Origin of the sequence: Superficieibacter sp. 1612_C1 (genome assembly GCF_015234305.1) — a bacterium.
GTDB lineage: Bacteria > Pseudomonadota > Gammaproteobacteria > Enterobacterales > Enterobacteriaceae > Superficieibacter.
The window spans coordinates 49,655-74,859 of sequence record NZ_JADGMI010000006.1 but is presented as its reverse complement, the minus strand read 5'-3'; the positions used below and the strand labels follow the sequence as shown (position 1 = coordinate 74,859).

Below are 25,205 nucleotides of genomic sequence, written 5' to 3'. Positions count from 1 at the left end.
TTCAGAAATTCCAGTCTTCGTCTTCGGTTTCCACCGCTTTGCCCATCACATAAGATGAACCTGAACCGGAGAAAAAGTCGTGGTTTTCATCGGCGTTAGGCGAGAGCGCCGCGAGAATAGCCGGGTTGACCTCCGCCATTTCTGGCGGGAATAACGCTTCATAACCGAGGTTCATCAGCGCCTTATTGGCGTTATAGCAGAGGAAGGCCTGAACATCCTCTTCCCAGCCCGTATCGGCATACAGATCGTGGGTGTAGGCCAGCTCGTTGTCATAGAGATCCATCAGCAGTTCGAGGGCAAAATTCTTCAGCGCCTCGCGCTCTTCCGCGCCCAGTTTCTCCAGCCCTTTCTGATATTTATAACCAATATAGTAACCGTGCACCGCCTCATCGCGAATAATCAGGCGAATCAGATCGGCGGTATTGGTCAGCTTCCCGCGGCTGGAGAAATACATCGGCAGCCAGAAGCCGGAATAGAACAGAAACGACTCCAGAAACACGCTGGCGATTTTTTTCTTCAGCGGCTCGTCGGCGCGGTAGCGCTCCAGGATCAACTGTGCTTTACGCTGCAACGGCGCGTTCTCTTCGCTCCACAGATAGGCGGCATCCACGTCTCTGGTCTGGCACAGGGTGGAGAAAATCGAGCTGTAGGAGCGGGCATGCACCGCCTCCATAAAGCTGACGTTCGACAGTACCGCCTCTTCATGCGGCGTCAGCGAGTCGGCCATCAGCGCTGGCGCGCCCACCGTATTTTGAATGGTATCGAGCAGCGTCAGCCCGGTGAAGACGCGGATGGTGAGCTGTTGTTCCGCTGTGCTCAGCCCCTGCCAGGCGGGAATGTCATTCGACAGCGGCACCTTCTCCGGCAGCCAGAAGTTGCTGGTCAGGCGGTTCCAGACTTCAAGATCTTTATCGTCATGGATTTTGTTCCAGTTCACGGCGCTCACGCGCGACAGGCGATTCATCCCTCTCTCCTTACAGCGCGCATGACACGCAGCCTTCAATTTCGGTGCCTTCCAGCGCGAGCTGGCGCAGGCGAATGTAGTACAGCGTTTTGATGCCTTTCTTCCACGCGTAAATCTGCGCTTTATTGATATCGCGGGTGGTGGCGGTATCCGGGAAGAACAGCGTCAGCGACAGTCCCTGATCGACATGGCGCGTGGCTTCGGCATAGGTATCGATGATTTTCTCCGCGCCAATTTCATAGGCGTCCTGGAACAGCGCCAGATTATCGTTGGTCATAAACGGGGCAGGGTAGTACACACGCCCGGTTTTTCCTTCCTTACGAATTTCAATCTTCGACACGATCGGGTGAATGCTGGAGGTCGCGTGGTTGATATAGGAAATTGACCCGGTCGGCGGCACCGCCTGCAAATTCTGGTTATAAATGCCGTAACGTTTCACATCCTCGCTCAACTGCTGCCACATCGCGCGGGTGGGTAAGGTAATGCCGGCGCGTGCAAACAGTTCCGCCACTTTCGTCGTTTTAGGCTGCCAGTCATTTTCAAGATACTGACGGAAATACTCGCCGCTGGCATAGCGCGACTGCTCAAATCCAACGAAGCGCTGGTTACGCTCGCGGGCAATCATCATGGACGTATTCAGCGCGTGCCAGGTGATGGTGTAGAAATAGAGATTGGTGAAATCCAGCCCTTCCGGCGAACCGTAGGCAATACCCTCCCGCGCCAGGTAGCCGTGCAGGTTCATCTGCCCCAGGCCGATGGCATGAGAGTCAGCATTGCCCGCCGCTACCGAGGGAACCGAGCGGATGTGGCTCATGTCGGAGACGGCGGTCAGGCCGCGAACGGCGGCTTCGACGGTACGGCCAAAATCCGGCGAATCCATCGTATGTGCAATATTCAGCGATCCGAGGTTGCAGGAGATATCGTGCCCGGTCTGCGCATAATCGAGATTTTCATCAAACGTTGAGGCGCTGTTGACCTGTAAAATCTCCGAGCACAGATTGCTCATGTTGATACGCCCGGCAATCGGGTTGGCGCGGTTAACCGTATCTTCAAACATAATGTACGGATAGCCGGACTCGAACTGGATCTCGGCCAGCGTCTGAAAGAAATCGCGGGCGTTAATCCAGGTTTTGCGAATTCGCTCGTCGGCGACCATCTCGTCGTAAAGCTCGCTCACCGCAATATCGCCAAACGGTTTGCCGTAAATGCGCTCTACATCGTAGGGTGAGAACAACGCCATCTGCGCATTCTCTTTCGCCAGGCGGAAAGTCACATCCGGGATCACCACGCCGAGCGAGAGGGTTTTAATACGGATTTTTTCGTCGGCGTTCTCACGTTTGGTATCAAGGAAACGCTGAATATCCGGATGGTGTGCGTGCAGATAGACCGCGCCTGCGCCCTGACGCGCGCCGAGCTGATTAGCGTAAGAGAAGGCATCTTCCAGCATTTTCATCACCGGGATCACCCCGGAGGACTGGTTTTCAATGCGCTTAATTGGCGCGCCCGCTTCACGCAGGTTGGAGAGCAGAAATGCCACGCCGCCGCCGCGCTTCGAGAGCTGGAGCGCCGAATTTACCGCCCGGCCAATCGACTCCATATTGTCTTCAATACGCAGCAGAAAGCAGGAGACCAGTTCGCCGCGCTGCTGCTTGCCGCAGTTGAGAAACGTGGGCGTGGCGGGTTGAAAGCGACCGGACAGCATTTCGTCGGTCAGTTGCTGTGCCAGCGCGGTATCGCCCTGCGCCAGCGTCAGCGCCACCATCGTCACCCGATCTTCAAAGTGCTCCAGATAGCGTTTGCCGTCGAAGGTTTTCAGCGTATAGCTGGTGTAAAACTTCCACGCGCCGAGAAAGGTCTGGAAACGAAAACCGCTGGCGTGCGCGCGGGCAAAAAGATCCACCACGAAGGCGCGGTCGTAACGGGCCAGCACGCTGTCATCGTAATAGCCTTCGCTAACCAGCCAGTCGAGGCGCGCATCCTGATGCGGGAAAGTGACCGTGTTAGGCAGGACGTGCGCGCTGTAAAAGGCGTCCACGGCCTGACGATCTTTCTCAAACTGGATATGGCCTGCTTTGTCGTACAGATTCAGCATGGCGTTTAGCGCATGGTAATCCGGCGCGGCCTGCGTTACGCGTTCTGCGGTTGTCGTTGCCAAAATTCGCTCACTCCTTTTCGCACGTTATCAATATCACGCTGGGTACCCATCAGCTCAAACCGATAGAGCCAGGGAACATTGCACTTCTGAGAAATGACATCTCCCGCGCGCCCGTAAGCCTCGCCGAAGTTGCGGTTTCCCGAGGCGATCACCCCGCGAATCAGCGCACGATTATGTTCATCGTTTAAAAATCGAATGACCTGGCGCGGCACTGCGCCTGCCGTTCCGCCGCCGCCGCCGTAGCTCGGCACAATCAGAATATAGGGTTCGTCTACCCGGATGCGTTCGCGCTCGTTCAGCGGAATGCGCACCGCGGGCAATCCCAGCCGCTCGATAAAGCGCAGCGTATTTTCCGAGCTGCTGGAGAAGAAGACGAGGGTGCTCATGCGCGGGCGGCGATGGGCGCGGCGCTAAGGCGATTAATCATATCCGGGCGAAAGCCAGACCAGCTGGTTTCACCGGCGATGACCACCGGCAGCTGGCGATAACCCTGGGCACGCAGCGTCTCGATTTCATCCGGCTCGACATCCAGGTTAACCATCTCAAAAGCCAGTCCGCGACTTTCCATCGCACGTTTGGTGGCGTGGCATTGAACGCAATCATTTCGAGTGTAAATAATAATACGCATGATTCGTATTTCCATTTAGAATGAGAGTGGCGGCGCGGATATCGCGTCGGAGTCGTGTTGCTTCATAAGATGAGATACTAGATGTAGATAACTAAAAGTTCAACCATACAAGATATAGTATTTTTAGATAAGTTTTGCCTGGCTGATGAACGTAGCGCGGGAAGGCGTGCTGTTGCTGACGTAGAGCGGAGCGGGCGAGGGAAAAAGAAAACCCCCGCTGGATGGGCCAGCAGGGGTTCCGGTAAAACCAGGGTGTAAATTAGCGGCGACGCAGGCTCAGCAGTGCGCCAAAGAAAATGCCAACGGCGGCGGCAGTACCGACGCTGCACCAGGGTTTATCGCGCAGAAACGTTTCCGCGCAGCCTACGGCATCACGCGTTGCCTGACCTACACGAGTGCGGCCATTAGCACGCGCACGCGTCTCTTTTAACAGCACTTTCGCTTTACGACGCGCTTCTTCCGCTTCACCTTTGGCATCACTGCCCCAGGACTTTAATACGGATTCAAGGCTATCCGCTAATTGGTTAACGTCATTCTGGATATCCTGTACGCCATCATCTACATCGTTACGGTTCGGTCGATTAAACATGGGATCCTCCATTGATTTCGATGTGTTTTTAAGTGTAGACCACCTTTTTTGACCCGGAAATTAAACGCAGCGCTAAAAACTCTTTTATGGACTTTTCTGAAAGCGGTGCTAATGCTGAATACGGTAAGGTGGCGATGCAGTAAAAGATAACGAGGATAAAATATGTATTTACGACCCGATGAGGTGGCGCGCGTTCTTGAAAGAATGGGTTTTACAATGGATGTGGTTACGCAGAAAACCTATGGTTATCAGCGTGGGGAGGACTATGTATATGTTAATCGCGAAGCGCGGATGGGAAGAACGGCGCTGATTGTCCATCCGACCCTGAAAGAACGGTGCATGACGCTTGCGGATCCGGCCTCGGATATAAAAACCTGCGATCACTATCAGCACTTCCCGCTTTATCTGGGAGGCCACCGCGAGGAACATTACGGTATCCCTCACGGCTTTAGTTCACGGATGGCACTTGAGCGTTTTGTTAAAGGCGTATTCGGCGAGTACCAGCCGGGTTAACGCTGTTCCCTCAGGCTTTCACCTGCTGGCCTGCCGTGACGCGAAAGAGACGGCGGCAGTAGTCCAGAAAGTAGCCGTAAACCGCCCCCATCAACATGGAAATCACAATATTCGAGCTGACGGCCGCCACGATTTGCGGCCAGCCTGCGCCTACGGTCAGCAAAATCGCAATATAGACCGGTGACTGGAACGTCACATACGCCACCACATCCGCCAGATTCTTAATCCATCCCGCCGGGCTAATGCGGCGCGCCACGCGCATAATGGCATCGCGATAGAAGCCGTAAGGCCACGCAATAATAATGTTAACCGGGATTGCCACCAGCCGCGAAGAAAGCGACTGCTCAAACGTCATTCCGGAGAGGAATATCTCGATCAGCATATTGACAATGGAGCAGTAGACCACCATTGCAAACGTGTCAGCCATCGCGTGACGCAGACGGGACTGCGCAGAGAACATCGTTGTGCTCCTGAAGAAAGGGGGAAAGGGTATTTATCAGCGGGAATCGCCGCCTCATTCGATATGTATAGATTATATGGCTGCTTATAAACGTACAACTAGTGGAATATTTTTATTTATTGCGTTTTTGTGGATAATTTGCTTTGTGGTTGGCTGTTTTTTGCGCGTTTCGTTATTTTCGTTGCTTCTGTGTTTTTACTTGTTTTAAATCAATGGGTTAAAAAGGAGAGATGTTTTGATGCATCTCAGATGATCTGCGCCACTTCACATTTTTCAGCAGAGTATCGGGAGCGGCGTCATTAAGCGGAAGGTAAAGCATTTTTTATAGGATAAAAACGCGTTTAGTAGACGATAATGCTGAAAAGAAGAGTCGCTTTTTATGCGATTAAAATGAATGGAAATGCATATTTGCATTGCGGCGAGGGTTGACCTCACCGCCTGTTATTAGCAAACGCCAAAATCGCCATCTTCGGCGTAGAGCACCACGTCAGCGGCCTTGAGCGTCACTTTATTGCCCTGCTCATCGTTTGCCGGGACGGCAACAATCTGGTCGGCATTAACTTCAATGATTTTTAATTTTGGACCGCCAATACGCGGCTGCACGATATCGCCCGTTGAGAACATACTTACTCTCCTGTGAGGTGTGGTTCATTGTTCAAAACATTAGCATAGTAACGTCAGGAAGGTAAAAGAGGGTAAAAAGGCAGGGCGCAACCTTCACCATTGACTACACTGTTTACCCGCAGAGATAAAATCTCTTTTTATACAATAGCCTGCTTTTTTATAGGGAGTTTTTTATGGGTTTTTGGCGCGTAGTGATTACGATCATTCTTCCCCCTTTGGGAGTACTTATTGGTAAAGGCTTCGGCTGGGCGTTTCTGCTGAATATTATTCTGACGCTGCTGGGCTATATTCCTGGACTCATTCACGCTTTCTGGGTACAGACACGAAATTAATGGACAGCCTCAGGGTATTACTCTGAGGCTTCAGTCTCTTCTTCCAGAAAGTGCAGCACGCGGGCAAGGGCAAAATGTACCGCCTGGTTAATCACCTCTTTAGGCTCACCGCTGAACTGCCGTGATTCGCTTATCACAGGCCGATCAAGTACTGACCATGCAAACCAGACAAAACCGGCAGGCGTGCCGTCCGGTCCATCATCCGGACCGGCATAGCCGCTGACCGCAACGGAAAGCGGTTCACCCGAGACCTCTCTTGCGCCCTGCGCCATCTCTTCCACGGTCTGCTGGCTGACGGCGGTATGCTCAGCCAGCGTCCGGGGATTAACGTGAAGTAACGTCATCTTCGCCTCATCGGTAAAGGTGACAAAACCACAGCCGTAAAAATCAGGGGTGTCTTTTGCCGCGCAAAGCGTGGTGGCGATTTGCCCACCGGTACAGGACTCAGCGGTCGTCAGGCGTAAATTCTTTTGCGTCAGGATGCTGCCCAGACGGTCTGTAAGCTGTTCTACAGAGAGCGAAGAAAGATCGTGTTGTTCAGTAGCGGACGGGCTTGTGGAATTATTCATTACGACCTTCATTGTTACCGGTTAACTTTCATTAATCACTACGCTACCAAGTAATATAGTCAAAATTCCTACAGCGGCAGAGAAATAAGCGCGGGTTGCCGCTTCGTTTAATCAGGGCGTTAGCGGTGATAACCCGGCGAATTTGCAGGAATGAAAGATGGCTGCCATGCTTAATACCTGAGTTAAATAACCGGAGAGGCTCCGATGAATAAGAAAGCACTTTTCATTCTTCTTGGCTCATTGCTAAGTGTAGGCGCACACGCTGAAGAAAAAGGTGGCCTGAAGCCGGGTGACGCTCCACCGCCGCCGCACGCGATGGATGACGGATATCGTGGGGTTGAGGATGCGCGTATCTCGACCATCGAGAAAGCAAAGGCGATGCACGATGGCGCGTCAGTCTCATTTCGGGGGAACCTGGTGAAAAAAACCGGTGATGACCGTTTCCTGTTCCGCGATAAAACCGGCGAAATTACGGTGCAAATTCCGCCGAGCGTCTTTGACGATCGCGAGGTTAAACCGGATCATCTGCTTACCGTGAGCGGTAGTCTGGATAAAAAACAGGATCCTCCTCTGGTCCGCGTCAGTCATTTAGAGAAATAGCAATACAAATTTTGCAGCGGAGACATTCTCTGCTGCAATGTATTCATCGGTTAAATTTTATACTCCTGAAAATATTATTTATCAGAATTAACTGATGAATTTATTTAACTACCAGCACTATAACTTTTAGTCACAACTGTTTATTCATAAACGGTGCAGAATGTAGGATGGTTATTTTCTGCTACACTTTTGATATCTTCACTGCATATAACGAGGTAAAAATGGGACTGTTTAACTTTGTAAAAGATGCTGGCGAGAAGCTCTGGGATGCAGTATCCGGTCATCATGACGATCAGGCAAAAAAAGTTCAGGATCACCTGAGTAAAACCGGTATTCCTGACGCGGATAAAGTTAACGTACAGGTGACTGACGGCGCAGCCGTGGTCTCCGGTATTGCTCTGAGCCAGGAAGCTAAAGAGAAACTGCTGGTAGCGGTAGGTAATATCGCGGGTATTTCCAGCGTTGACGATCAGGTTAAAACCGATGCGCCGGCTAAAGAGAGCCAGTTCTATACCGTCAAATCCGGCGATACCCTGAGCGCTATTTCAAAACAGGTTTATGGCGACGCAAATAAGTACAATAAGATTTTTGAGGCGAATAAGCCGATGCTGAAAAGCCCGGAGAAAATCTATCCCGGTCAGGTATTGCGTATCCCTGAGTAACAGATTGGTTTTCTGACAGTATTGCTGTTGGCCCCGACGCTCGCGCCGGGGCCAGTTGTATCAGAACGTATAAGACAGATTCACCGAATAGTTCAGCGGTTCGCCATACACTTCCGAATCCCCCAGCCAGGTGTAATAGCTGCGGTCAAACAAGTTTTCAACGTTAGCCTGCACCGCCAGTTGTTTCGTCATCTGGTAGCGGGCAAACAGATTCACCAGCGGGAAACTGCCCTGTGATACGCGCTTCGTTTCGCCGTCCGGCGCGGTCGCGTCTTTATACACCCTGTTCTGCCAGTTCGCCCCGCCGCCAATGGTGACGTCCGGCAGCATCGGCAACTGATAGCGGGTAAAGAGCTTGAACGTGGTCTGCGGCATGTTGCTGTTAAAGCGGCCAGACGTGTCGCGTGCGACATAGCGCGTTGCGCCGAAGGTCATTTGCAGATTGTCGGTCACCGCGCCGTTCAGTTCGAACTCAGCCCCTTTGCTGGTGGCCCCTTTTGCCGGGTAGTACGCCTGCTCGCTGCCACCGTTAACAAACGATCCATCAATCTCCTGGCCGACGTTATCCTGCTCAATACGGAACACGGCAAACGTGGCCGTCAGGCGGCCATTCAGCCAGTCGGATTTCAGCCCGGTTTCGTAGCTTTTCCCGGTGACAGGGGAAAGATATTTGCCGCTGCTGTCGCGCTTAGTCTGCGGCTGGAAGATGGACGTGTAGCTGGCGTAGGCCGACCAGATATCGTTAATGTCATAGATCAGTCCGCCATACGGTGTGATATTAGTCTTGCTCATATCGCCGCTGCTACCGTTGGTGCTCCACTGCGTATAGCGCGCGCCGACAATCAAGGAGAGCGGGTCGGCCAGCGAGAAGCGGGCGGCGGAGTAGGCGGATTTCTGCCGCACCACATCGTCGGCATTGAGATACCAGTCGCCCCATTCAGGATCGATAACATCGCCGTTCCAGCTATCATCAAAACGGCCCATCTGCTCGCTATCAATTGGACCGTCGGCACTGTAAGTGGCGTTATGCTGGCGACTGTAGCTCACCCCGGCAACCAGTTCATGCTGGCGGCCGAGCAGGGAGAACGGGCCAGTCGCATAGGTATCGACTGAATCCAGCTTACGCTTGCCTTTGTCTTTACTGCCGAAACCGCTGGTGCCTCCGCCGGTGATCATATCCGGGGAGCCCATCACATAGAGCAGCTTGTCGTTAAAATTCTCCTCCGCATGGGTGCCATTCACCCGCAGCGACCAGCCGTTATCGAAGTTATGCGTGGCGTTAGCAAAGACTTTACGCGAATCCAGGCTGTAGCGCGCCCAGTCCGCCGAGGTGTTAGTACTGCGATCGTAATGAGTGCGCACGCCGTTGCTGTACCAGGTCGGCAGCCCGCCCCAGGTCGGATTGCCGGTATTGCTCTCCTGATAGTCGTAGCCCAGCGACAGGGTGGTGTGGTCGGATACATCCGCATCCACCACCCCGTAGAGGAATTTTTTGCTTTTATGATAGCGGTCCAGCCAGCCATCCTGATCCTGATAGCCTGCGATAATACGCCCGCGCACCGATCCCATCTCATTCAGCGGGCCAGAGACGTCAGCCACATAACGCTGCTTATTCCAGCTTCCATAGCTGGCATTGACGTTGCCGGTAAAGGTTTTGCTGTCCGCATGTTTGCGTACCATATTGACCGACGCCGCCGGGCTGCCCGCCCCGGTCATCAATCCGGTAGCGCCGCGCACAACCTCGATGCGGTCGTAGATGGCGGTGTCAGACGCGGCATCGCCGTAGTTCCAGACGTCGCTGACGGAGGTCGGGATATCATCGTAGGTGTAGTTACTGATCTCAAAACCGCGCGAGAAGTACGAGGATCGCTCGCTATCGACAATTTGCGATGAGATACCGGTCGTGTTGTCCAGCACCTCGCCGATAGATTGCAGATCCTGATCTTCAATACGTTGCTGTGTGATAACGCTAAATGACTGCGGAACGTCGCGCGGCGTCAGCGTCAGCTTTGTTCCCGCGTGGGTAGTCGCCACATTGTAATCATGCGCAGTTTCACTCTCTGCGCCGTCGGTTTTACCTTCCACTATCATATCTTGCTCTGGCGTTTTCACCTCTTCAGCGTGCGCGAGGAGGGGAAAAACGGTGGCGTGGATAGCCAGCGCCAGAAATGAAACGGTAATGCCGGACGCGCCGGTTTCCTTGCTATCAAAAGACATACCAGGTTCCTGTCAGAAAGAGAGTGCCGCTTCTTTTAAGTTGTTGTGGCATCCCTTTTCTGTCGCGTGGGACGGAAAGGGAAGAAGCTCGCAATTTGAGAATGGCAATGATAATTATTATCCTTTACAATTTCCAGCATAGATTTACATTCTCTTTACGATATCGCGCATCAAAGGTTAGCAATGTTTATTGTTACGTTATAACATAATAAATTGGCGTCTGAACCGCACTCCGCCTGAAGCCGCCTATACTTACCCCTGACTTAAACGTTTATCACGATGAGGAGCACGACGATGGCCGCGAATAATAAACAGGACCGTATGCCCTATTTTATTTATCTCTGCGAGCAGCGCATTCTGGCGCAAAATATTGACGGCCATATTATTGATATCGGCGGATACCAGGCGGAAGAGGACGGCATCTCCTGGCTTCTGGATGGCAACAAAGAGCAAGGCGAGGGGGCCAGTACGGAGCGGGAAGCGCTGGATGATATCGCCAGTAAAATCGACTTTCTGTTTCTTGACGGCCAGTTTACCAGCCTGCCGGATTTGTCGGCTGACTATGGCGATAAGCTGGAAACCGCCAGCACGAAGCAGATTGTGTTGAATGAGCTGAGCGACGCGTCCGAAACGCGCCCCGAGGCGGAACGCTGATATCCTTACGGGAGGGGTAATGACCGTAAAAAATATCGCCGTGATCGGCGCTGGCGTGCTGGGGCTTTCCGTCGCCCGCTCGCTTGCCCGGCAGGGAGCGAACGTCACGGTTTTTGAGCGCAGCCAGCCAGGTGCCGGGACAAGCAGCACGACCTTCGCCTGGATTAACGCTAACGGTAAAAATCCGCAAAGCTATCATCGCCTGAATGCGCTGGCGATTGATGAACACGTGCGTCTTCAGCAGGAAAATACCGCTCAGGGACGCTGGCTATTACAAACGGGCACTTTCGAATGGGCGAGCGGAACGGCAGCGGAAGAGAGGCTGAATGCCCGGGTTAACAAATTGATGGCGCTGAGCTATCCGGTACAGTCGCTTACGGCGGAAGCGCTAAAACGCGCCGTGCCTGAAATTCGTATTGCTGCCGATGCCGGCAATATGTGGTACTTCCCTCATGAATGTTTATTAGTGCCGTGCGTATTTATGGCGGGACTGGTTGCAGAACTGCGTGCCCATAAGGTCACTCTGCAAACCGACAGCGACGTTACAGACGTGGGGGAAAATAGCGCGGGGGCAACGTTAAGGCTGGCGGACGGCAATGTATGGAAGGGCGACAGCGTCGTCATCGCAACGGGGCGCTGGTCGCCAGAGCTGGTCGCCAGACTGGGTCAACCGCTGGCGATGATAGATGCAAACCAGCCGAATAAAATCGCCTGCGGGTTTCTTGCCACTACTCAGCCGGTATTAACTCAGCTCCAGTCGAACTTGATCACTCCCGATCTTAATGTTCGGCCTGAAGGCGGCGGGCGGCTGCTGCTTCAGGCACCTGATCTGGATGATTATGCTAACCCCGCCAGCCCGGCGGCGGTTGACGGATTTATCGGGGAAGAAATGCTCAGGCGGCTCCGGCGTTTGTTTGACAACATGGCATCGGCCCGTATCGACAATATTGCCGTCGGGCAACGCTCCCGGCCGGCTGACGGCTTGCCGGGGCTGGGCTATATCTCTTCTCTGCGCCGCGTTTATTTAATGGTGACCCACAGCGGAATGACACTTGCACCCCTGCTGGGCCGCCTGTGCGCTGACGAAATTATCCAGGGTGCGCGCTCCCCGTTGCTGAGCGACTTTTCGCCACAGCGACTGCTGGGAAAAACGGCGGAACAGTTTCCGGCGTTCGCCACGCTTCATTATCCGGCTGCGCAATAATCCGGGCGGCGTCAGCCGCCCGTTACGCCTTAAAAGTTATACGTGACCCCAACGCGATAGCGCGTCTGGCGTTCATCAGTGTATTTACTGCCGGAGACGTTACCGATGGCGACATAAGGCTTCCAGTTTTTATCAACCGAATATGCCAGTTTAAGATCGTGCGTCCATTGGTAGCTTTTATTATTAGCGACCGGCGCAAAGAAGGCGGTGTTGGTTTTATGGTATTCCAGTTCGTAATCCAGACCCCACTGGCTCAGGAAGCGATACCCCAGTACGGAGGTAATGGTCACGCCGTTCTCCGAGGTCTCTTTTTCTGTATTCCTGTTTGCGCTATAGCGTTTATAAAACGGGCGATAACGCAACGACCAGTTTACATCTTCTGTAATATTGATAATGCTTTTAATATAGGGGCGATAGTTTGTGTAACCGCTGTCGGAAACAATATTCAGCCCCCCTTCGAGAGAATAGATCTTGTTAAAGCCATAGAGGTAGCTGGGCGTAACCTCAAAACCGTCGCTGGTATTTTCATGATAGATTTTATTATTATCAGCGTCGCTATCGCCGGTTTTCCATTTCACCTCCGATGAGAGCCCAAATCCATTAGCAAAACGGTGAGAAAGTAATAGCCGGTCTTTATGCGTGTTTTCAGCCCGATCCTGTACTTCGTGACGATAATCAATGCTGAAGGCGAACGCATGGGTACTTAAAAGCGTAGTGAGCAAGAGTGTTATCAGGTTAGTTTTCATTAAAAACAATTCCAGTGGCAAATTGAAAAGCGAATATCAGCAAAGTAAAAAGAAGCAGGCCTGCGGGAAGCTCAGGCCTGAGAAGATAAAATTATTTTTCCTGTTAATCGTGATGGTCGTGGCTATGGCCGTGGACCATGCCGGAGCCGCCGACGGCAACGATATTAAACGGCTGACCGGCAACGTTAATTTCGCCCGTCTTTTTAAAGCTGTCGGCGTCCACCACGTCTATTTTGCTTTTCAGCGGGTCGGTGACGAAAATCTGTTTGTCCGCAACGGCAATACGCGGGCGCGGATCGTTCCAGTGACCGTCCATCGAGTACGGTTCGGTTAACGTAACTGACTTGCTAATCTCGCCTTTTAAGACGTCAATCTGGTGCAGTTTTCCATCCTCGGTAAAGACGTAAGCAAATTTCGAACGTACCGGGTCAACGACAAAATGAACCCGGCGGGTGGGCAGCTGTATCAGACGGAAGCTATCGGTTTCGGTCGGGTCGACCAGGATAATACGGTCCGGCCCGTAATTACCGATAAAATACTGAAGCCCTTTGCCGCCAATCAATGTTGAGGTGCTGCCTTCCGGGAGGGAAGCAGCATAAGGAAGATGTTTAATGACCGGCGTATCGCCTTTCTGGGAAATCAGCAGAAGTCCCGTTTCACAGGAGAGGGCAAAAATATCGCCCGAACCGGCTGAGCCGTGCAGGCCCGGGCACGGCGCATCCTCACCCACTTTTTTCCCGTCAAGACCGACGACACGCGCGCCAATCGGCCGTTTTGAGGCATCTTCAGGATTGGGGATGGAGACGACCGCGTAGCGATCGTAAGGCACCGCGACGCCATGATGAGGCGCAACAACGTTAACCCGGGCAATCTCTTTCTTACCGGCCAGCACGGCTTTTTCACTTAAGATTTCCGCGTTGTCTTCACCGTCAAACCACTGGGCGACTTTCCCCTGACGCTCAACAAAATGGCCCGGCTTTTTACCGGTTAAGGTCAGGTCCAGCAGCCGCGGAGGATCAACATCAATATCCGCATGGTCGCCATGATCGTGAAACGCAATGCCGGACGATATCACGGAGACTTCGCCCGCGCTGCCCTGGATAGCAAATACGGTTGCGCCGCTTTCGCTGCGGGCTAAATTTGCCGGTCCTTTAACCGGGAAGGTGGCCATTTTACTGCTGTTCAGCGCGTCAATGACCGTCACTACCGGCTTATCGTGATCGGCAACGAATAGCCGCCAGGCGTTTACCTCTTCATCGGCATGCGCAGGCATTCCTGCGAGGCCAGCCAGCAGCGCTGAAACAGACGCTGATAATAAAAGTTTTTTCATGATGATCTCCAGTATGTCAGTTGTGCGGGCGAATAATTACCGGCGTGGTTTTCCGTTATTCACGGCGGTGGTAATGGTGGCGACGTTATGCTCCATCATGGCGAGGTAGGTGGAGGCAGGCCCGGCGGGATCGGATAAAGCATCGGAATACAGCGTTCCGGCGACGCTGAGATCGGCTTCAGCCGCAATTTGTGCCACCAGACGAGGGTTGGAAATATTTTCTGCAAATACTGCCGATGCTTTATTTTGCTTAATCTCTTTTAAAATACCGGCAACGTCAGCGGCGGAAGCTTCCGCTTCGGTCGAAATTCCCTGTGGTGAAAGAAAGTGAATGCCGTAATCCTCTTCAAAGTAGCGGAACGCATTATGTCCCACGACCACGGTGCGTTTGTCCTCGGGAATAGTGGCTATCGCTGCCTTTATTTTTTGCTGTAGATCGTTCAACTTACTGGTATAGGCGCGGGCGTTGTCCTGATAAAACATGCAGCCAGACCGATCGGCGGCGCAAAAGGCATCGGCAATGTTTTTCACATAAATTTTGGCATTGGCGATGGATTGCCATGCGTGTGGATCAAAAGGTGCCGCGTGAAAAACCGCTTTACCTTCATAAAAATGATAATGGCCGCCAGCCGGATCGCGAATGATATGCGCATCCTTCGTGGTCTCTGTTACCGGCGCGGATGTTTCGCTTGCCGCAATCAATCTCTTAATAAAGCCTTCAAACTGTAAACCGTTAATCAAAATAACATCGGCTTTAGCCATCGCAATCGCGTCGGCCGGAGACGGTTCGTACACATGTGCATCGCCGTTTGGTCCCACAATGGTGCGCAATGTAATACGATCCTGACCGATATTTTTCGCCATATCGCCAATAATCGAAAAGCTGGCAATAACGTTAATTTTCGCGCTGACCTGCCACGAGGTTAATAACAGAAATAACAGCGGGACATACTGATAAAATGATACTTTTTTTGCCTTTTTCATCGGCAATTTCTCCTTTTATTTTCATTCATGACTACTGTAATGAGTGGTGAATTTAATTTAACGCTTGCGCAGCATGACGCTCATCGCTGAAAAAATATAAAAAATACCTCCCGACAATATAATTGCCGGTCCGGAGGGCAGGGAAAAATGAAACGAGAGCAGCAGGCCAGCCAGGCAGGAGAGTATTCCCAGTAACGCTGACAAAATGCACATGGACGCGACGCGCGTTGCCCAAAAGCGGGCGGTCACCGCGGGTAATATCATTATCCCTACCGACAATAACGTGCCGAGCGCCTGAAAACCCGCCACCAGGTTTAACACCACCAGCGCCAGGAAAATAAAATGCACCGGCGATCCTAAGCCTGAAACGGAACGTAGAAACAACGGGTCAAGGCATTCGGCAATAATCACCCGCCAGAAGATAAAAAAGAGGAGTAGCGTCGCAAACGCCACCGCGGCAATTAACAGCAGCGCATCGTGGTTTAACGCCAGCACGGTGCCGAAAAGCACGTGCATTAAATCGACGCTGGAGCCCCGCAACGAAATAATCAGCACGCCAAGCGCCAGCGCGATCAGATAAAAAGCGGCCATAGAGGCATCTTCTTTCTGGATGGTTAAACGCGAAACTGCGCCAGCGCTAAGCACCACCAGCAGGCCAGCGAGAAGACCGCCGAGGGTCATCGGCAAAATATCCAGGCCATACAGCAGAAAACCCATCGCCGCGCCGGGAAGAATGGCGTGAGCCATGGCGTCACCCATCAGGCTCATACGGCGCAGGGTTAAAAATACGCCCACCGGGCAGGCGCTTAATGAAAGCAGCACGGAGCCATAAAGCGCATTGCGCATAAAGCCGAATGCGGTAAAGGGAGCAACAAACCATTCATAAAGCCATCCCGTCATTCAATTCACTCTCTTATCTGCGTTGTCATCGTCTGTGCCTTGCTTAAGTACCGCCAGGGTCTCGCCCCAGGCCATAACCCTGCCGTTGATCATCAGGGTCTCTGGAAAGTGCTCGCGAACCAGGCTCATATCGTGGATCACCACCACCACGGTGCGTGACTGGGCGTGCCAGCGTTTGATCAGCGCCAGCATGTCGCGCGTTGTCTTCACATCAATGGCGTTGAAGGGTTCATCAAGCAGAATAAGATCCGCATCCTGAAGAATGACACGGGCGAAGAGCGCCCGCTGAAGCTGCCCGCCGGATAACGCCGCAAGCGGCTGGTTTTCAAAACCGGTCATCCCAACCTGCGCCAGCGCGTCAGAGAGGCGTTGACGATCCTGCTGCCGATGACGGCGAAACGGGCCTCGCTCGGGCCACAAGCCGAGCGAAACGATATCCCGCACGCAGGCCGGAAAGCTGCGGTCCAGTTCCGATAGCTGCGGCAAATAAGCGATTCGCGTCGGGTGCTGAATAATGCATTCGCCGTCAGACGGCGACAAAATGCCCGCGATCCCTTTAAGCAGCGTTGATTTACCCGAACCGTTAGGACCCACCACTGCGGTAAGCGACCCTTTGCGTACCGAGCCGGAGACGTTGTGTATGACCGGAAAACCGTTATAGCCCAGCGTCAGATTTACCAGCTCTACTGAATCGCTATCCATACCAGACGTTATTCCATACCGTTGTTTACGAATTGCAATGTTATAACATAACAAATTACAATGTAAACGGTAAATGTCATTTCGTTTGTCACTGGGAAAAGGTGATGCGGGAGAAGGTCATCTGGCGGTACGGCACGGTAAACGCCCCGGGCGGCTATCAGAACAGGATGCCCGGGGCGTGGTGAAGATTTACAGGCCGATCATTCCGCCATCGGCTTTGGTAATCACTACCGTTGACGAGCGCGGACGCCCATTGGGATTGGCATCCGGCCAGTTAGACACCGCGCGGGGATTGGCCGGATCGGTCACATCGTCACCGCCTTCGCCGGGATGCTGAATATTGATAAACAGCGTGCGATTATCCGGCGTAAAGGCAATCCCGGTGATCTCGCAGCCGCGCGGCCCGGTGAGGAAGCGGCGATATTCATTGGTGCCGGGAATGGTAGCGACCATCTGGTTATTGCCCATTCCGGCATAATCTTTCTGGTTGATGGTGCTGGAAGAGACATCGGTCTGGATCCACAACACGCCGCGATGGTCGAATGACAAGCCGTCCGGGCTGCCGAACTCCGCGCCCTGCATCGATCCTTTGGCTTTAGCATCCTTATCATCCGTGCGTCCCGCCAGCACCAGAATATCCCATTTAAAGCGTGTGGCCGCCGGATCGCCGTTTTCTTCATTCCAGTGCATGATATGGCCGAACAGATTGGCGGCGCGTGGGTTTGCAGCATCCACCGGTGCTTTGCCCTCCATTCCGCGATCGCTGTTATTGGTCAGCGTGCAATAGACGCTGCCCATGCTATGCGGGTCTACGGCAATCCACTCCGGCCTGTCCATTTTGGTTGCGCCGACCGTATCCGCCGCCAGACGGGTTTTGATCAGCAGATCGCCCTGATTTTCAAAGCCGTTGCTCTTATCCAGTCCATTTTCGCCGAAGACCAGCGGCAGCCAGTCGCCGCTGCCGTCGTCGTTGAATTTAGCCACGTACAGTGTGCCGGATTCCAGCAACTGCATTCCCGCCTCGCGGTTTGCCGAATCGTATTTTTTATCCGAAATAAATTTATAGATGTATTCGAATTTCTGATCGTCGCCCATATAGACAACCACACGGTTATCCGACGCCAGCGTTACCGCCGCGCCCTCATGTTTGAAGCGCCCCAGTGCGGTATGTTTACGTGGCGTGGAGGAGGGATTATAAGGATCGATCTCCACCACCCAGCCAAAGCGATTCGGCTCGTTGGGCGTTTTATCAACGTTAAAACGATCGTCCACTTCATTCCAGCGGTAGGAGGCGTCGGTGTCGCTGATGCCGTAGCGCTTCTCCAGCGCATTACGTTCTGCCTTCTTCACGAAAATATCGGACCAGTTTTCTTCGCAGGTGAGATAAGTGCCCCACGGCGTAAACCCGTTCGCGCAGTTCTGCATGGTGCCCAGTACCACTTCACCCTGCGGATCGGCGGCGGTTTTCATCAGATCCTGCTGACGCGCCGGGCCGGTAAGCTGCATCGGCGTGTTAACGGTGATCCGTCGCGCATACGTTGAAGGGCGCACGACCTGCCAGTCGTTACCGCTCTTTTTCACTTCAATTACCGACACGCCCATCGCATTCTGCCCCTTGAGGGCTTTTTCGTGACTCCAGTTGGCAACGCCGTCTTTGAACAGCATCCCGTTATCAATATATTCATGGTTCAGCGCCAGCAGGCCATGCGACGGATTATCTTCGCCCTGCGGCAGGCTAAACCAGGCCATGCCGTCATGGTGCATCCCGGCCTGCGCGGCCTGCTCTTCCGTGGTATTGCTGCCGTCCATTTTAAATTCAGGCAGGTTACCCTTCAGGCCCACCGCGTCACCCCAGCGGTAGAACGGGCGCGCAATATAGCCTTCCGGCACGATCACGGTATCGTCGGTCGAGAGCGGAATACTGGTAAACCCCAGCGCGACGGCCTTTGCCAGCGGGGAAGGGCGGGTCAGCGCGGCGAAGGCGCTTTCTGAGCGCATCAGCGCGGGGAAAGAGACGGCGGCACCGGCGATTGCGCCCGCCTGTAAAAAGCGACGGCGGGAGAGAAAAACATCCGCCACCTCCGAGAATACCGGGTTAGCGCTGGGATTACTGATATCTTCGCTGTGTTCTTTTTTGAATACGGAGTGTAATGGTCTGCTCATCGCGGCTTCCTGTCAGTTTGCCAGAGGGACAAAAGTTGCAGGCCATACTAGGAAATCTGTGTTACAGATTTATAACATTTGCGCAGATTAACGCCGGAGCGTCCGCCTGACGCTACCAGAAGCAGGGAGGGACGAACGGCTGACATCTTGCTACGATAATCTTTTCACGTCCGGGGAGCCTCATGTCGTTACGTAAAACCATCACACTGGTCGGTTGCCTGCTTCTGTCCATGCTTTCAGGCTGTAAAAACCATCGGGTTGAACGTACCGTGGTCTATGAAAATACGGTTTACCACTGGCGAATCGATCACGTCGTAGATATCTTTTTGCCCGACAATAAACGCCAGTACTACGAAGTATTTCTCAACGATCGCCTGCTTATCCTTCCGGGCCACACCTTCAACGATAAAAATGATATTCAGGAGTTTATTGCCGCAGGCGGTTTTGATATCGGCCACTGGCGCAATAAATCGATCGTGGTGAGCTTTGAAAATAGCCAGCTGCGTGACGGCCATGAGATACGCCTCATTCGTTCAGTGATGCTGACGCCGGAAAATGAGAAAGAGGTTATCGTGACGGATATGGTTACCCAACAACAGGTTATTGCCGGGCTTAAGTAGGATAAAATAATTTTCCTACTATATTTTGTAGGGACGATCCTGCTATATATCCTCCTTTGAGATTAATCTGTATTTCAACCCATTCATATAAAAGTAACAATAAGCTTCATTCAGTAAGTAATATTGTTATTTACTGAATGCGAAGCGGGATCAGGATAATTTCTGACAATATATAAAGGATAAAAAGTGAAAAAAATCTCTCTGGTCGTAATGCTTGCAGGCAGCCTAGCAAGCGGCATGGTGATGGCAGATAACCATTCAGTATCATTGGGTTATGCTCAAGGTAAAGTAGAGGGTTTCAAAAATATTCGCGGCGTAAATGCTCAGTACCGGTATGAATTTGATTCGCCATTCAGCGTGCTGGGTTCATTCACCTATATGAAAGGCGATGAAAAGCAGGATTACTATTATTATGGTGATGCAGTCCATAATGATATTGAAGCGAAATATTATTCTCTGCTGGCTGGCCCCGCGTACCGTATTAATGAATACGTGTCGTTGTATGCTTTAGGGGGTGTTGCCCGTACTAAAGTTGATGCCCATACTACCTGGCGTAATGCAGGCGACGGCTACGTCGGTCGTGAAAGCCTTAGCGAGAAATCTACCTCATTCGCTTATGGCGCTGGTGTTATTATTAACCCAGTTGAGAATTTAAGCGTTAACGTAGGCTATGAAGGGACAAATATCGATATCGACGGCGATCGTTCCATCAACGGGTTTAATGTTGGCGTAGGTTACCGCTTTTAAGCGATGAGTCACTATGCTGCCAGCGAATAACTGGCAGCATAGTGACAGTGTCGGGTATGGTATCACATCACCTTTCTACCGCTCCCGCAACGCCTCTTTAGCGCGGTTAAACGGTTTTATCAGGTAATCGACAATCGTCTTCTCCCCGGTTTTAATATCGACCGTCGCAATCATCCCTGGCGCGATAGAAAAACGGCGTCCCGCTTTATTGACCAGAAAATCCTGATGGGTGCGGATAAACACCCGGTAATAGAAGATCTCCGGCTTCACCTTATCCTGAATCGTATCCGGCGAAATAGTTTCGACTTCGCCCTCCATACCGCCGTAAATGGCGTAATCGTAGGCGGTGATTTTTACCAGCGCGCGCTGACCAGGATGAATAAAGGCGATGTCGCGCGGTGACAGACGCGCTTCGATCAGCAGCCGGTCGTCAATGGGCACAATTTCCATCATCTCCCCGTTGGGCGGGATCACGCCGCCGATGGTGGTCACCTGAATGTTTTTCACAATGCCGCGCACCGGCGAGCGCACAGTCAAACGCGTCACCGAATCTTCCCGGCCTTTAATGATCGCCGAGAGCATTTCGACCTCGGCATTAGCTTTCGATAACGCCTCGCGCGCCTGAACGTAATACTGCGAACGCAGGTCGCTGAGCTTAAGCCCCAAATCGCTTTTTTGCCGTTGCAGTCGCAGCACTTCGACGTGGCTGGCCGCGCCGCTTTTCTCCAGCCGCTGAGTGATCGCCAGCTCTTTATTAACCGAGGTCAGCGCCTCTTTTAACTCTGTCTGGGCGTCGGTAAGCTGCGCGCGGCGGGAGTTATAGAGTCGGGTCTCCGCGGCGATAAGATCCGGCCAGGCTTTCAGCGAGTCGGGAAAGAGCAGCGGTTTATCGCTGACTTCGGCGTAAAGCCGTGCGCTGGAGGCGAGAGAGGCCCGGTAGCGCGCCGCGCTCTCGCCGACGTTGGACTCGGAACGGGTCGGGTCGAGCCGCGCCACCACCTGGCCCGCCTTCACCTGGTCACCTTCACGCACCGTTAATTCGGCCAGCACGCCGCCGTCGAGCGACTGTAAAAGCTGCTCGCGCGAGCTGGGCACCACTTTGCCGGTGCCGGTGGAAACCTCATCCAGCACGCCGAACCACGCCCAGATCCCGGTCAGGACAAACAGCAGGGTACAGAGGACAATAATGCGCGTCGATCCGGAAAAAGCATTCTCGCGGCTGAGATCCAGGTCGTCGAATGCCGCGTCACGCTGACTGGTTTTCATTGTTATCCTCCTGTCCGTTTACCGGCGTGGTTTTACGACTCTGACTTAACGCCTGCGTTTTCGGCGCGTCCATCACCAGTTGCCCCTCTTTTAGCACGATAACCCGTTCCACCAGGTCGAGCACCGGCACGCGGTGGGTGGCGACGATCAGCGTGCGGTTGCCGAGCCACTGGCCGAGCCGCTGAATAAACTCCCGCCCGGTGTGCTCGTCCAGCGAGGCAGTGGGTTCATCTAGCAGGACGATATTGGGCGAGCGCAGCAGCATTCGCGCCAGCAGAATAGACTGACGCTGGCCGCCGGAAAGCCCGGTGCCGCCCTCCATAATCGGATGATCCAGCCCCTTCGGCTGGGTTTTGACAAAGCGCGCCGCGCCGCTGATATCCAGCACGTTGAAAATCTCCTCATCGCTGGCGTGCGGCGCGCCCAGGGTCAGGTTCTCGCGCAGGGTGCCGTAAAACAGGCGGGCGTTCTGGCTGAGAAAACCGATATTGCGCCGCAGGTCGGCCATGTCGATCTGCGACAGGCTCAGGCTGTCGAGGCGCGCTTCACCGCCCGCCAGCTCGACTCCGCCCGCCAGCGCCTGTAGCAGGGTTGATTTCCCGGCCCCGTTGCGCCCGAGAATGGCAACCCGCTCGCCGGGCTGGATCTCCAGTCGGTTAATGCGCAGCGGAATGCTCTGATCGTCGTTGTGGTAGCGAAACTGCGCGTTCTCAAACTGGTAATGGCCGTGGAAAATCTCCTGGTGCACCAGACTGTCATCGCGCTGCGTCTCGGTGGGCAGTTGCATAATGCTGTCCAGCCCCACCTTAGCCGCTTTGACCTGCTGCCAGCGGGCCAGCACGCCACACAGGTTCGCCATCGGCGCTATCATCCGCGAAGCCAGCATTGACGCCGCCACCACCGCACCGGTGGTCATCGTGCCGTCGATCACCAGCGGCGCGCCGAACATTACCACCGCCGCGTAAACCAGGCTCTGTACGGTGATCCCCCAGCTAATCAACCCCTGCGACAGTTCGCGGGTGCGCAGGCCGGATTCGGCGGTAATGCGGATATAGTGATTCCACTGTTGCAGGAAGCGGTTCTCGGCCTGCATCAGTTTGATGTCTTCCAGCCCCTGTACGCTCTCAACCAGTACCGCATTACGCAGCGTGGCTTCGTGGGCCGACTGATTTGCCAGTACCGCCAGCTTTTTTTGCAGCAGCAGGCCAGGCAGGATCATCAGCAGCGCGGCGACCGGGGCGATCCACGCCAGCGGCGGGGCGATAATCGCCAGCACCACCATAAACAGCAGGAAGAAGGGCAGATCGACCACCGTCGACATGGTCGACGAGGTCACCATCTCGCGGATCTGCTCCAGCTCGCGCAGCTGGGAAATAAAGCTGCCGGTGGAGCGGGGAATGGCGCTGTTGCGCAGGCGCAGCGCGTGGCTGAATACCCGGTCGGAGACGCGCATATCGGCCCGTTTACCCAGCAGATCCATAATATTGCCGCGCGCGATCCGCAGCAGAAAACCGAAGATCACCGCGATCAGCACACCGAGCGCCAGGACATATAGCGACGGCCACGACTGCGCCGGGATCACCCGGTCGTAGACCTGCATTGAGAAGATAATGCCTGACAGCGACAGGACGTTGATCAGCAGTGCTGCCAGCATCACCGGACCGTAGGGTTTGAGATCTTTCATCACCAGGCTTTTCAGCCAGTCGGGACGAAAGCGGGAAATATAGGCGTCGACCCGGCTGTCCTTCAGCGCCGAGAGCGGGCGCAGCGCCACCGCATAGCGGATGTCCGCCAGCAGTGCGCTGAGCGCCACCCGATTGCGCTGGCGCGTGTTGTCAATCACGCTGACCTCGACCGTATCCTCGCCGTCGAACTGTTCAATCACCGCCAGATGATCGTTTGCCAGTACAGCAACCACCGGCAGTTGCCAGCGCGAGAGCGCGGCCTGCGGGTCCGTTAGCGGCTGGAAAGAGAGCCCGCTCTGTCGCGCGAGCTGGGTTAACGCGGGTAGCCACGGCTTGCCCTGAAACCACGGGGCGTTAGCCTGGATCGTGCCCGGCGAGCAGGAGACGCGGTAGTGTGCCGCCACATCGCCTATTGCCAGCGCCCAGCGATCCAGCATCGGGCCGCTCAGCGCTTCATCTTCAGGAAGGGTAGCGTGTGTCATGGCTGGATCTCCACGGACTGAATACGACGATTTTCCAGGCCAAATGCGCTACGCAGTTTGCCGGTATTGTAGAGGCAGTTGAGTTGAAGCTGATGGAGCTGGTTGAGCGTTTGCTGTTGGGCAAAGCGCGCCTGGTAAACTTCCTGCTCGGCGTTAAGCACGTCCAGCAGCGGGCGTGAGCCTAAATCCAGATACTGTTGCTGATAGATTTGCCGGGTACGCTCACTCAACGCCTGTTGCCGGGCCTGCACCTGAAGCGAGGTCGCCAGGTTTAGCGCTTCACTGCGGGCTTCCAGCAGCTTCTGGCGGACCTGAAGACGGACGCGCTGGATGGTGGACTGCGCTGTTTCAACCGCGTGGCTGGCGGCATTGCGCCGCGCGGTCAGGCCGCCGCCCTGATAAATCGGCATTTCAACCCGCACCCATGCGGAATACTGGGTGCGATCCAGCTCGGCGTTGTTGGCATATTTATCATTAAGGTAATGCCTGACCTCCGGTTCAAGGGAGATGGTGGGCGTCATCTGGGCATCCGCGTAATCCAGGTTGGCCTGTGCCACATTGGCCTGCGCCCAGGCCGCCAGCACCGACGGCACCAGGCGGTCATCCGGCTGCGCCACGTCGCAACTGCGATTCAGCTTCTCAGGAAAGTCGTTGCTGATGGCATTGAGATTATTCCAGCCCAGCCAGGTCATCAGCGTGGCCCGCGCGCTTTCAAGACTGGCCTGGTATTGCACCAACTGCGCCCGTGCGCCTTCAATACGCGCGTCGGTTTGCACCACATCGGAGAGTGAACTGGCACCTTCATCGTTGCGCTGGTGGGCCAGATGGCCGACCGCGTTTAGCGCCTCGAGCTGCTCTTCAGCAATCGCCACCATCTGCTGCCAGGTTTGCACCTGCACCAGCGCCGTGGCGGTATCATGCCCGACGGTATCAATGCTGAGCAGCACGTTGGCCTGCTCCTGTGCCACGCCGGCACGCTCTGCTCTGACCTGGCTTGAGACTTTACCGAAATCGTAGAGCATCTGGGACAGGGAAAGCACCAGCGACGGACTGAATCCGCTATCGGAGTAAGTATTGGTATAACCATTGTTCATCCCCGCGTTGACCTGCGGGTAATATTTAGCGCGGGCAACATCCACCTGGTCGTTTTGCGAGGCCAGTTTGCCCACCGCTTCGCCGATAGACGGATGCCAGGCCACGGCGCGGTCGACGGCTTTCTCCAGCGTCAGTTGACCCGGTGCAGCGGTTTCCAGCGGCAGAGACGTCACGCCATCCAGTGACGGCAACGCCTGCTGTTGGGCAAGTTCTGCGGAAGCAATCGTGGGGTGCGCCTCGGCGGCGCAGAGCTGAAACGGACACAGGCAGCTAACCAGCCACCCGACAACGGGCCGTAGTTTTCGCATAAGTTA

General features: G+C 54.2%; 26 protein-coding genes. 8 read left to right on the top strand and 18 right to left on the bottom strand.

The window, feature by feature from the left end; translation table 11 throughout:
- Position 1 precedes the first annotated feature (1 nt).
- The 5 genes from nrdF to INT84_RS19475 form a co-directional block, all read right to left on the bottom strand.
- Positions 2-964: a class 1b ribonucleoside-diphosphate reductase subunit beta gene (gene nrdF, locus INT84_RS19495; protein ID WP_194208135.1), complete on the bottom strand. Its 963-nt coding sequence runs from the start codon at positions 962-964 to the stop codon at positions 2-4.
- A gap of 10 nt (positions 965-974) precedes the next feature.
- Positions 975-3,119, bottom strand: coding sequence for a class 1b ribonucleoside-diphosphate reductase subunit alpha (gene nrdE / locus INT84_RS19490; protein ID WP_194208134.1), 2,145 nt, complete (start codon positions 3,117-3,119; stop codon positions 975-977).
- Positions 3,092-3,505, bottom strand: coding sequence for a class Ib ribonucleoside-diphosphate reductase assembly flavoprotein NrdI (gene nrdI / locus INT84_RS19485; RefSeq protein WP_194208133.1), 414 nt, complete (start codon positions 3,503-3,505; stop codon positions 3,092-3,094). Before nrdI ends, nrdE begins: the two co-directional genes overlap by 28 nt.
- Entirely contained in the window at positions 3,502-3,762 is a 261-nt protein-coding gene (gene nrdH / locus INT84_RS19480; RefSeq protein WP_176919546.1) for a glutaredoxin-like protein NrdH, read from the bottom strand. Before nrdH ends, nrdI begins: the two co-directional genes overlap by 4 nt.
- Before the next feature lie 244 nt (positions 3,763-4,006).
- Positions 4,007-4,336 carry a DUF883 domain-containing protein gene (locus INT84_RS19475; RefSeq protein WP_194208132.1) on the bottom strand — a complete coding sequence of 110 codons (330 nt, stop codon included), beginning with the start codon at positions 4,334-4,336 and terminating at the stop codon, positions 4,007-4,009.
- 162 nt (positions 4,337-4,498) lie between these two features.
- Between INT84_RS19475 and INT84_RS19470 the strand changes: the two genes are divergently transcribed.
- Positions 4,499-4,849, top strand: coding sequence for a DUF2002 family protein (locus tag INT84_RS19470; RefSeq protein ID WP_176919544.1), 351 nt, complete (start codon positions 4,499-4,501; stop codon positions 4,847-4,849).
- Positions 4,850-4,859: 10 nt separating this feature from the next.
- Here INT84_RS19470 and alaE read toward each other — a convergent pair whose 3' ends face one another.
- The gene (gene alaE / locus INT84_RS19465; RefSeq protein WP_194208131.1) at positions 4,860-5,309 is read right to left on the bottom strand and encodes an L-alanine exporter AlaE; all 450 of its coding nucleotides are present in this window, start codon (positions 5,307-5,309) and stop codon (positions 4,860-4,862) included.
- Between the two features lie 444 nt (positions 5,310-5,753).
- Positions 5,754-5,933, bottom strand: coding sequence for a hypothetical protein (locus INT84_RS19460; RefSeq protein WP_176919542.1), 180 nt, complete (start codon positions 5,931-5,933; stop codon positions 5,754-5,756).
- Positions 5,934-6,106: 173 nt separating this feature from the next.
- On the opposite strand from INT84_RS19460, the gene INT84_RS19455 reads away from it, so the two are divergent.
- Positions 6,107-6,265: a YqaE/Pmp3 family membrane protein gene (locus INT84_RS19455; protein ID WP_103678479.1), complete on the top strand. Its 159-nt coding sequence runs from the start codon at positions 6,107-6,109 to the stop codon at positions 6,263-6,265.
- 17 nt (positions 6,266-6,282) lie between these two features.
- On the opposite strand, the gene INT84_RS19450 is transcribed toward INT84_RS19455, so the two are convergent.
- Positions 6,283-6,834 (bottom strand): 2-oxo-tetronate isomerase, encoded by a 552-nt coding sequence (locus tag INT84_RS19450; protein ID WP_194208130.1) that lies wholly within the window; start codon positions 6,832-6,834, stop codon positions 6,283-6,285.
- Between the two features lie 204 nt (positions 6,835-7,038).
- On the opposite strand from INT84_RS19450, the gene INT84_RS19445 reads away from it, so the two are divergent.
- A complete protein-coding gene (locus tag INT84_RS19445) occupies positions 7,039-7,434 on the top strand; it encodes a YdeI family stress tolerance OB fold protein (protein ID WP_194208129.1) in 396 nt (131 codons plus the stop codon).
- Between the two features lie 221 nt (positions 7,435-7,655).
- Positions 7,656-8,096, top strand: coding sequence for a peptidoglycan-binding protein LysM (lysM, locus tag INT84_RS19440; RefSeq protein ID WP_176919539.1), 441 nt, complete (start codon positions 7,656-7,658; stop codon positions 8,094-8,096).
- 60 nt (positions 8,097-8,156) lie between these two features.
- Here the strand turns inward: lysM and fhuE are convergent, their stop codons facing one another.
- Positions 8,157-10,313 (bottom strand): ferric-rhodotorulic acid/ferric-coprogen receptor FhuE, encoded by a 2,157-nt coding sequence (gene fhuE / locus INT84_RS19435; RefSeq protein ID WP_194208128.1) that lies wholly within the window; start codon positions 10,311-10,313, stop codon positions 8,157-8,159.
- A gap of 294 nt (positions 10,314-10,607) precedes the next feature.
- Between fhuE and INT84_RS19430 the strand changes: the two genes are divergently transcribed.
- Positions 10,608-10,967 carry a hypothetical protein gene (locus INT84_RS19430; RefSeq protein ID WP_194208127.1) on the top strand — a complete coding sequence of 120 codons (360 nt, stop codon included), beginning with the start codon at positions 10,608-10,610 and terminating at the stop codon, positions 10,965-10,967.
- 19 nt (positions 10,968-10,986) lie between these two features.
- Complete coding sequence (locus INT84_RS19425; RefSeq protein ID WP_194208126.1) at positions 10,987-12,171, top strand: FAD-binding oxidoreductase; 1,185 nt, start codon at positions 10,987-10,989, stop codon at positions 12,169-12,171.
- A gap of 29 nt (positions 12,172-12,200) precedes the next feature.
- Here INT84_RS19425 and INT84_RS19420 read toward each other — a convergent pair whose 3' ends face one another.
- From INT84_RS19420 to INT84_RS19395, 6 genes are all read right to left on the bottom strand, one after another.
- The gene (locus INT84_RS19420) at positions 12,201-12,917 is read right to left on the bottom strand and encodes an oligogalacturonate-specific porin KdgM family protein (RefSeq protein ID WP_194208125.1); all 717 of its coding nucleotides are present in this window, start codon (positions 12,915-12,917) and stop codon (positions 12,201-12,203) included.
- A 103-nt stretch (positions 12,918-13,020) separates the two neighbouring features.
- On the bottom strand, positions 13,021-14,247 hold the full coding sequence (aztD, locus tag INT84_RS19415) for a zinc metallochaperone AztD (RefSeq protein WP_194208124.1): 1,227 nt from the start codon (positions 14,245-14,247) through the stop codon (positions 13,021-13,023).
- A 36-nt stretch (positions 14,248-14,283) separates the two neighbouring features.
- Entirely contained in the window at positions 14,284-15,231 is a 948-nt protein-coding gene (gene aztC, locus INT84_RS19410) for a zinc ABC transporter substrate-binding protein AztC (protein WP_194208123.1), read from the bottom strand.
- A 57-nt stretch (positions 15,232-15,288) separates the two neighbouring features.
- Complete coding sequence (gene aztB / locus INT84_RS19405; RefSeq protein ID WP_194208122.1) at positions 15,289-16,131, bottom strand: zinc ABC transporter permease AztB; 843 nt, start codon at positions 16,129-16,131, stop codon at positions 15,289-15,291.
- Entirely contained in the window at positions 16,132-16,833 is a 702-nt protein-coding gene (gene aztA / locus INT84_RS19400; RefSeq protein WP_194208121.1) for a zinc ABC transporter ATP-binding protein AztA, read from the bottom strand.
- Between the two features lie 189 nt (positions 16,834-17,022).
- Positions 17,023-18,996 carry a PhoX family phosphatase gene (locus INT84_RS19395; RefSeq protein ID WP_194208120.1) on the bottom strand — a complete coding sequence of 658 codons (1,974 nt, stop codon included), beginning with the start codon at positions 18,994-18,996 and terminating at the stop codon, positions 17,023-17,025.
- Between the two features lie 182 nt (positions 18,997-19,178).
- Here INT84_RS19395 and INT84_RS19390 point away from each other — a divergent pair, with 182 nt between their 5' ends.
- A complete protein-coding gene (locus INT84_RS19390) occupies positions 19,179-19,616 on the top strand; it encodes a hypothetical protein (RefSeq protein ID WP_194208119.1) in 438 nt (145 codons plus the stop codon).
- Positions 19,617-19,802: 186 nt separating this feature from the next.
- Positions 19,803-20,363: an Ail/Lom family outer membrane beta-barrel protein gene (locus INT84_RS19385; RefSeq protein WP_194208118.1), complete on the top strand. Its 561-nt coding sequence runs from the start codon at positions 19,803-19,805 to the stop codon at positions 20,361-20,363.
- Between the two features lie 75 nt (positions 20,364-20,438).
- Here the strand turns inward: INT84_RS19385 and INT84_RS19380 are convergent, their stop codons facing one another.
- The 3 genes from INT84_RS19380 to INT84_RS19370 are packed head-to-tail and all read right to left on the bottom strand — an operon-like array spanning position 20,439 to position 25,199.
- A complete protein-coding gene (locus INT84_RS19380; RefSeq protein ID WP_194208117.1) occupies positions 20,439-21,629 on the bottom strand; it encodes an HlyD family efflux transporter periplasmic adaptor subunit in 1,191 nt (396 codons plus the stop codon).
- Positions 21,610-23,796, bottom strand: a complete 2,187-nt coding sequence (locus INT84_RS19375) for a type I secretion system permease/ATPase (protein WP_194208116.1) — start codon at positions 23,794-23,796, stop codon at positions 21,610-21,612. The genes INT84_RS19380 and INT84_RS19375 overlap by 20 nt, the downstream gene beginning before the upstream one ends.
- Positions 23,793-25,199, bottom strand: coding sequence for a TolC family outer membrane protein (locus tag INT84_RS19370; RefSeq protein ID WP_194208115.1), 1,407 nt, complete (start codon positions 25,197-25,199; stop codon positions 23,793-23,795). The genes INT84_RS19375 and INT84_RS19370 overlap by 4 nt, the downstream gene beginning before the upstream one ends.
- Positions 25,200-25,205: the final 6 nt, after the last annotated feature.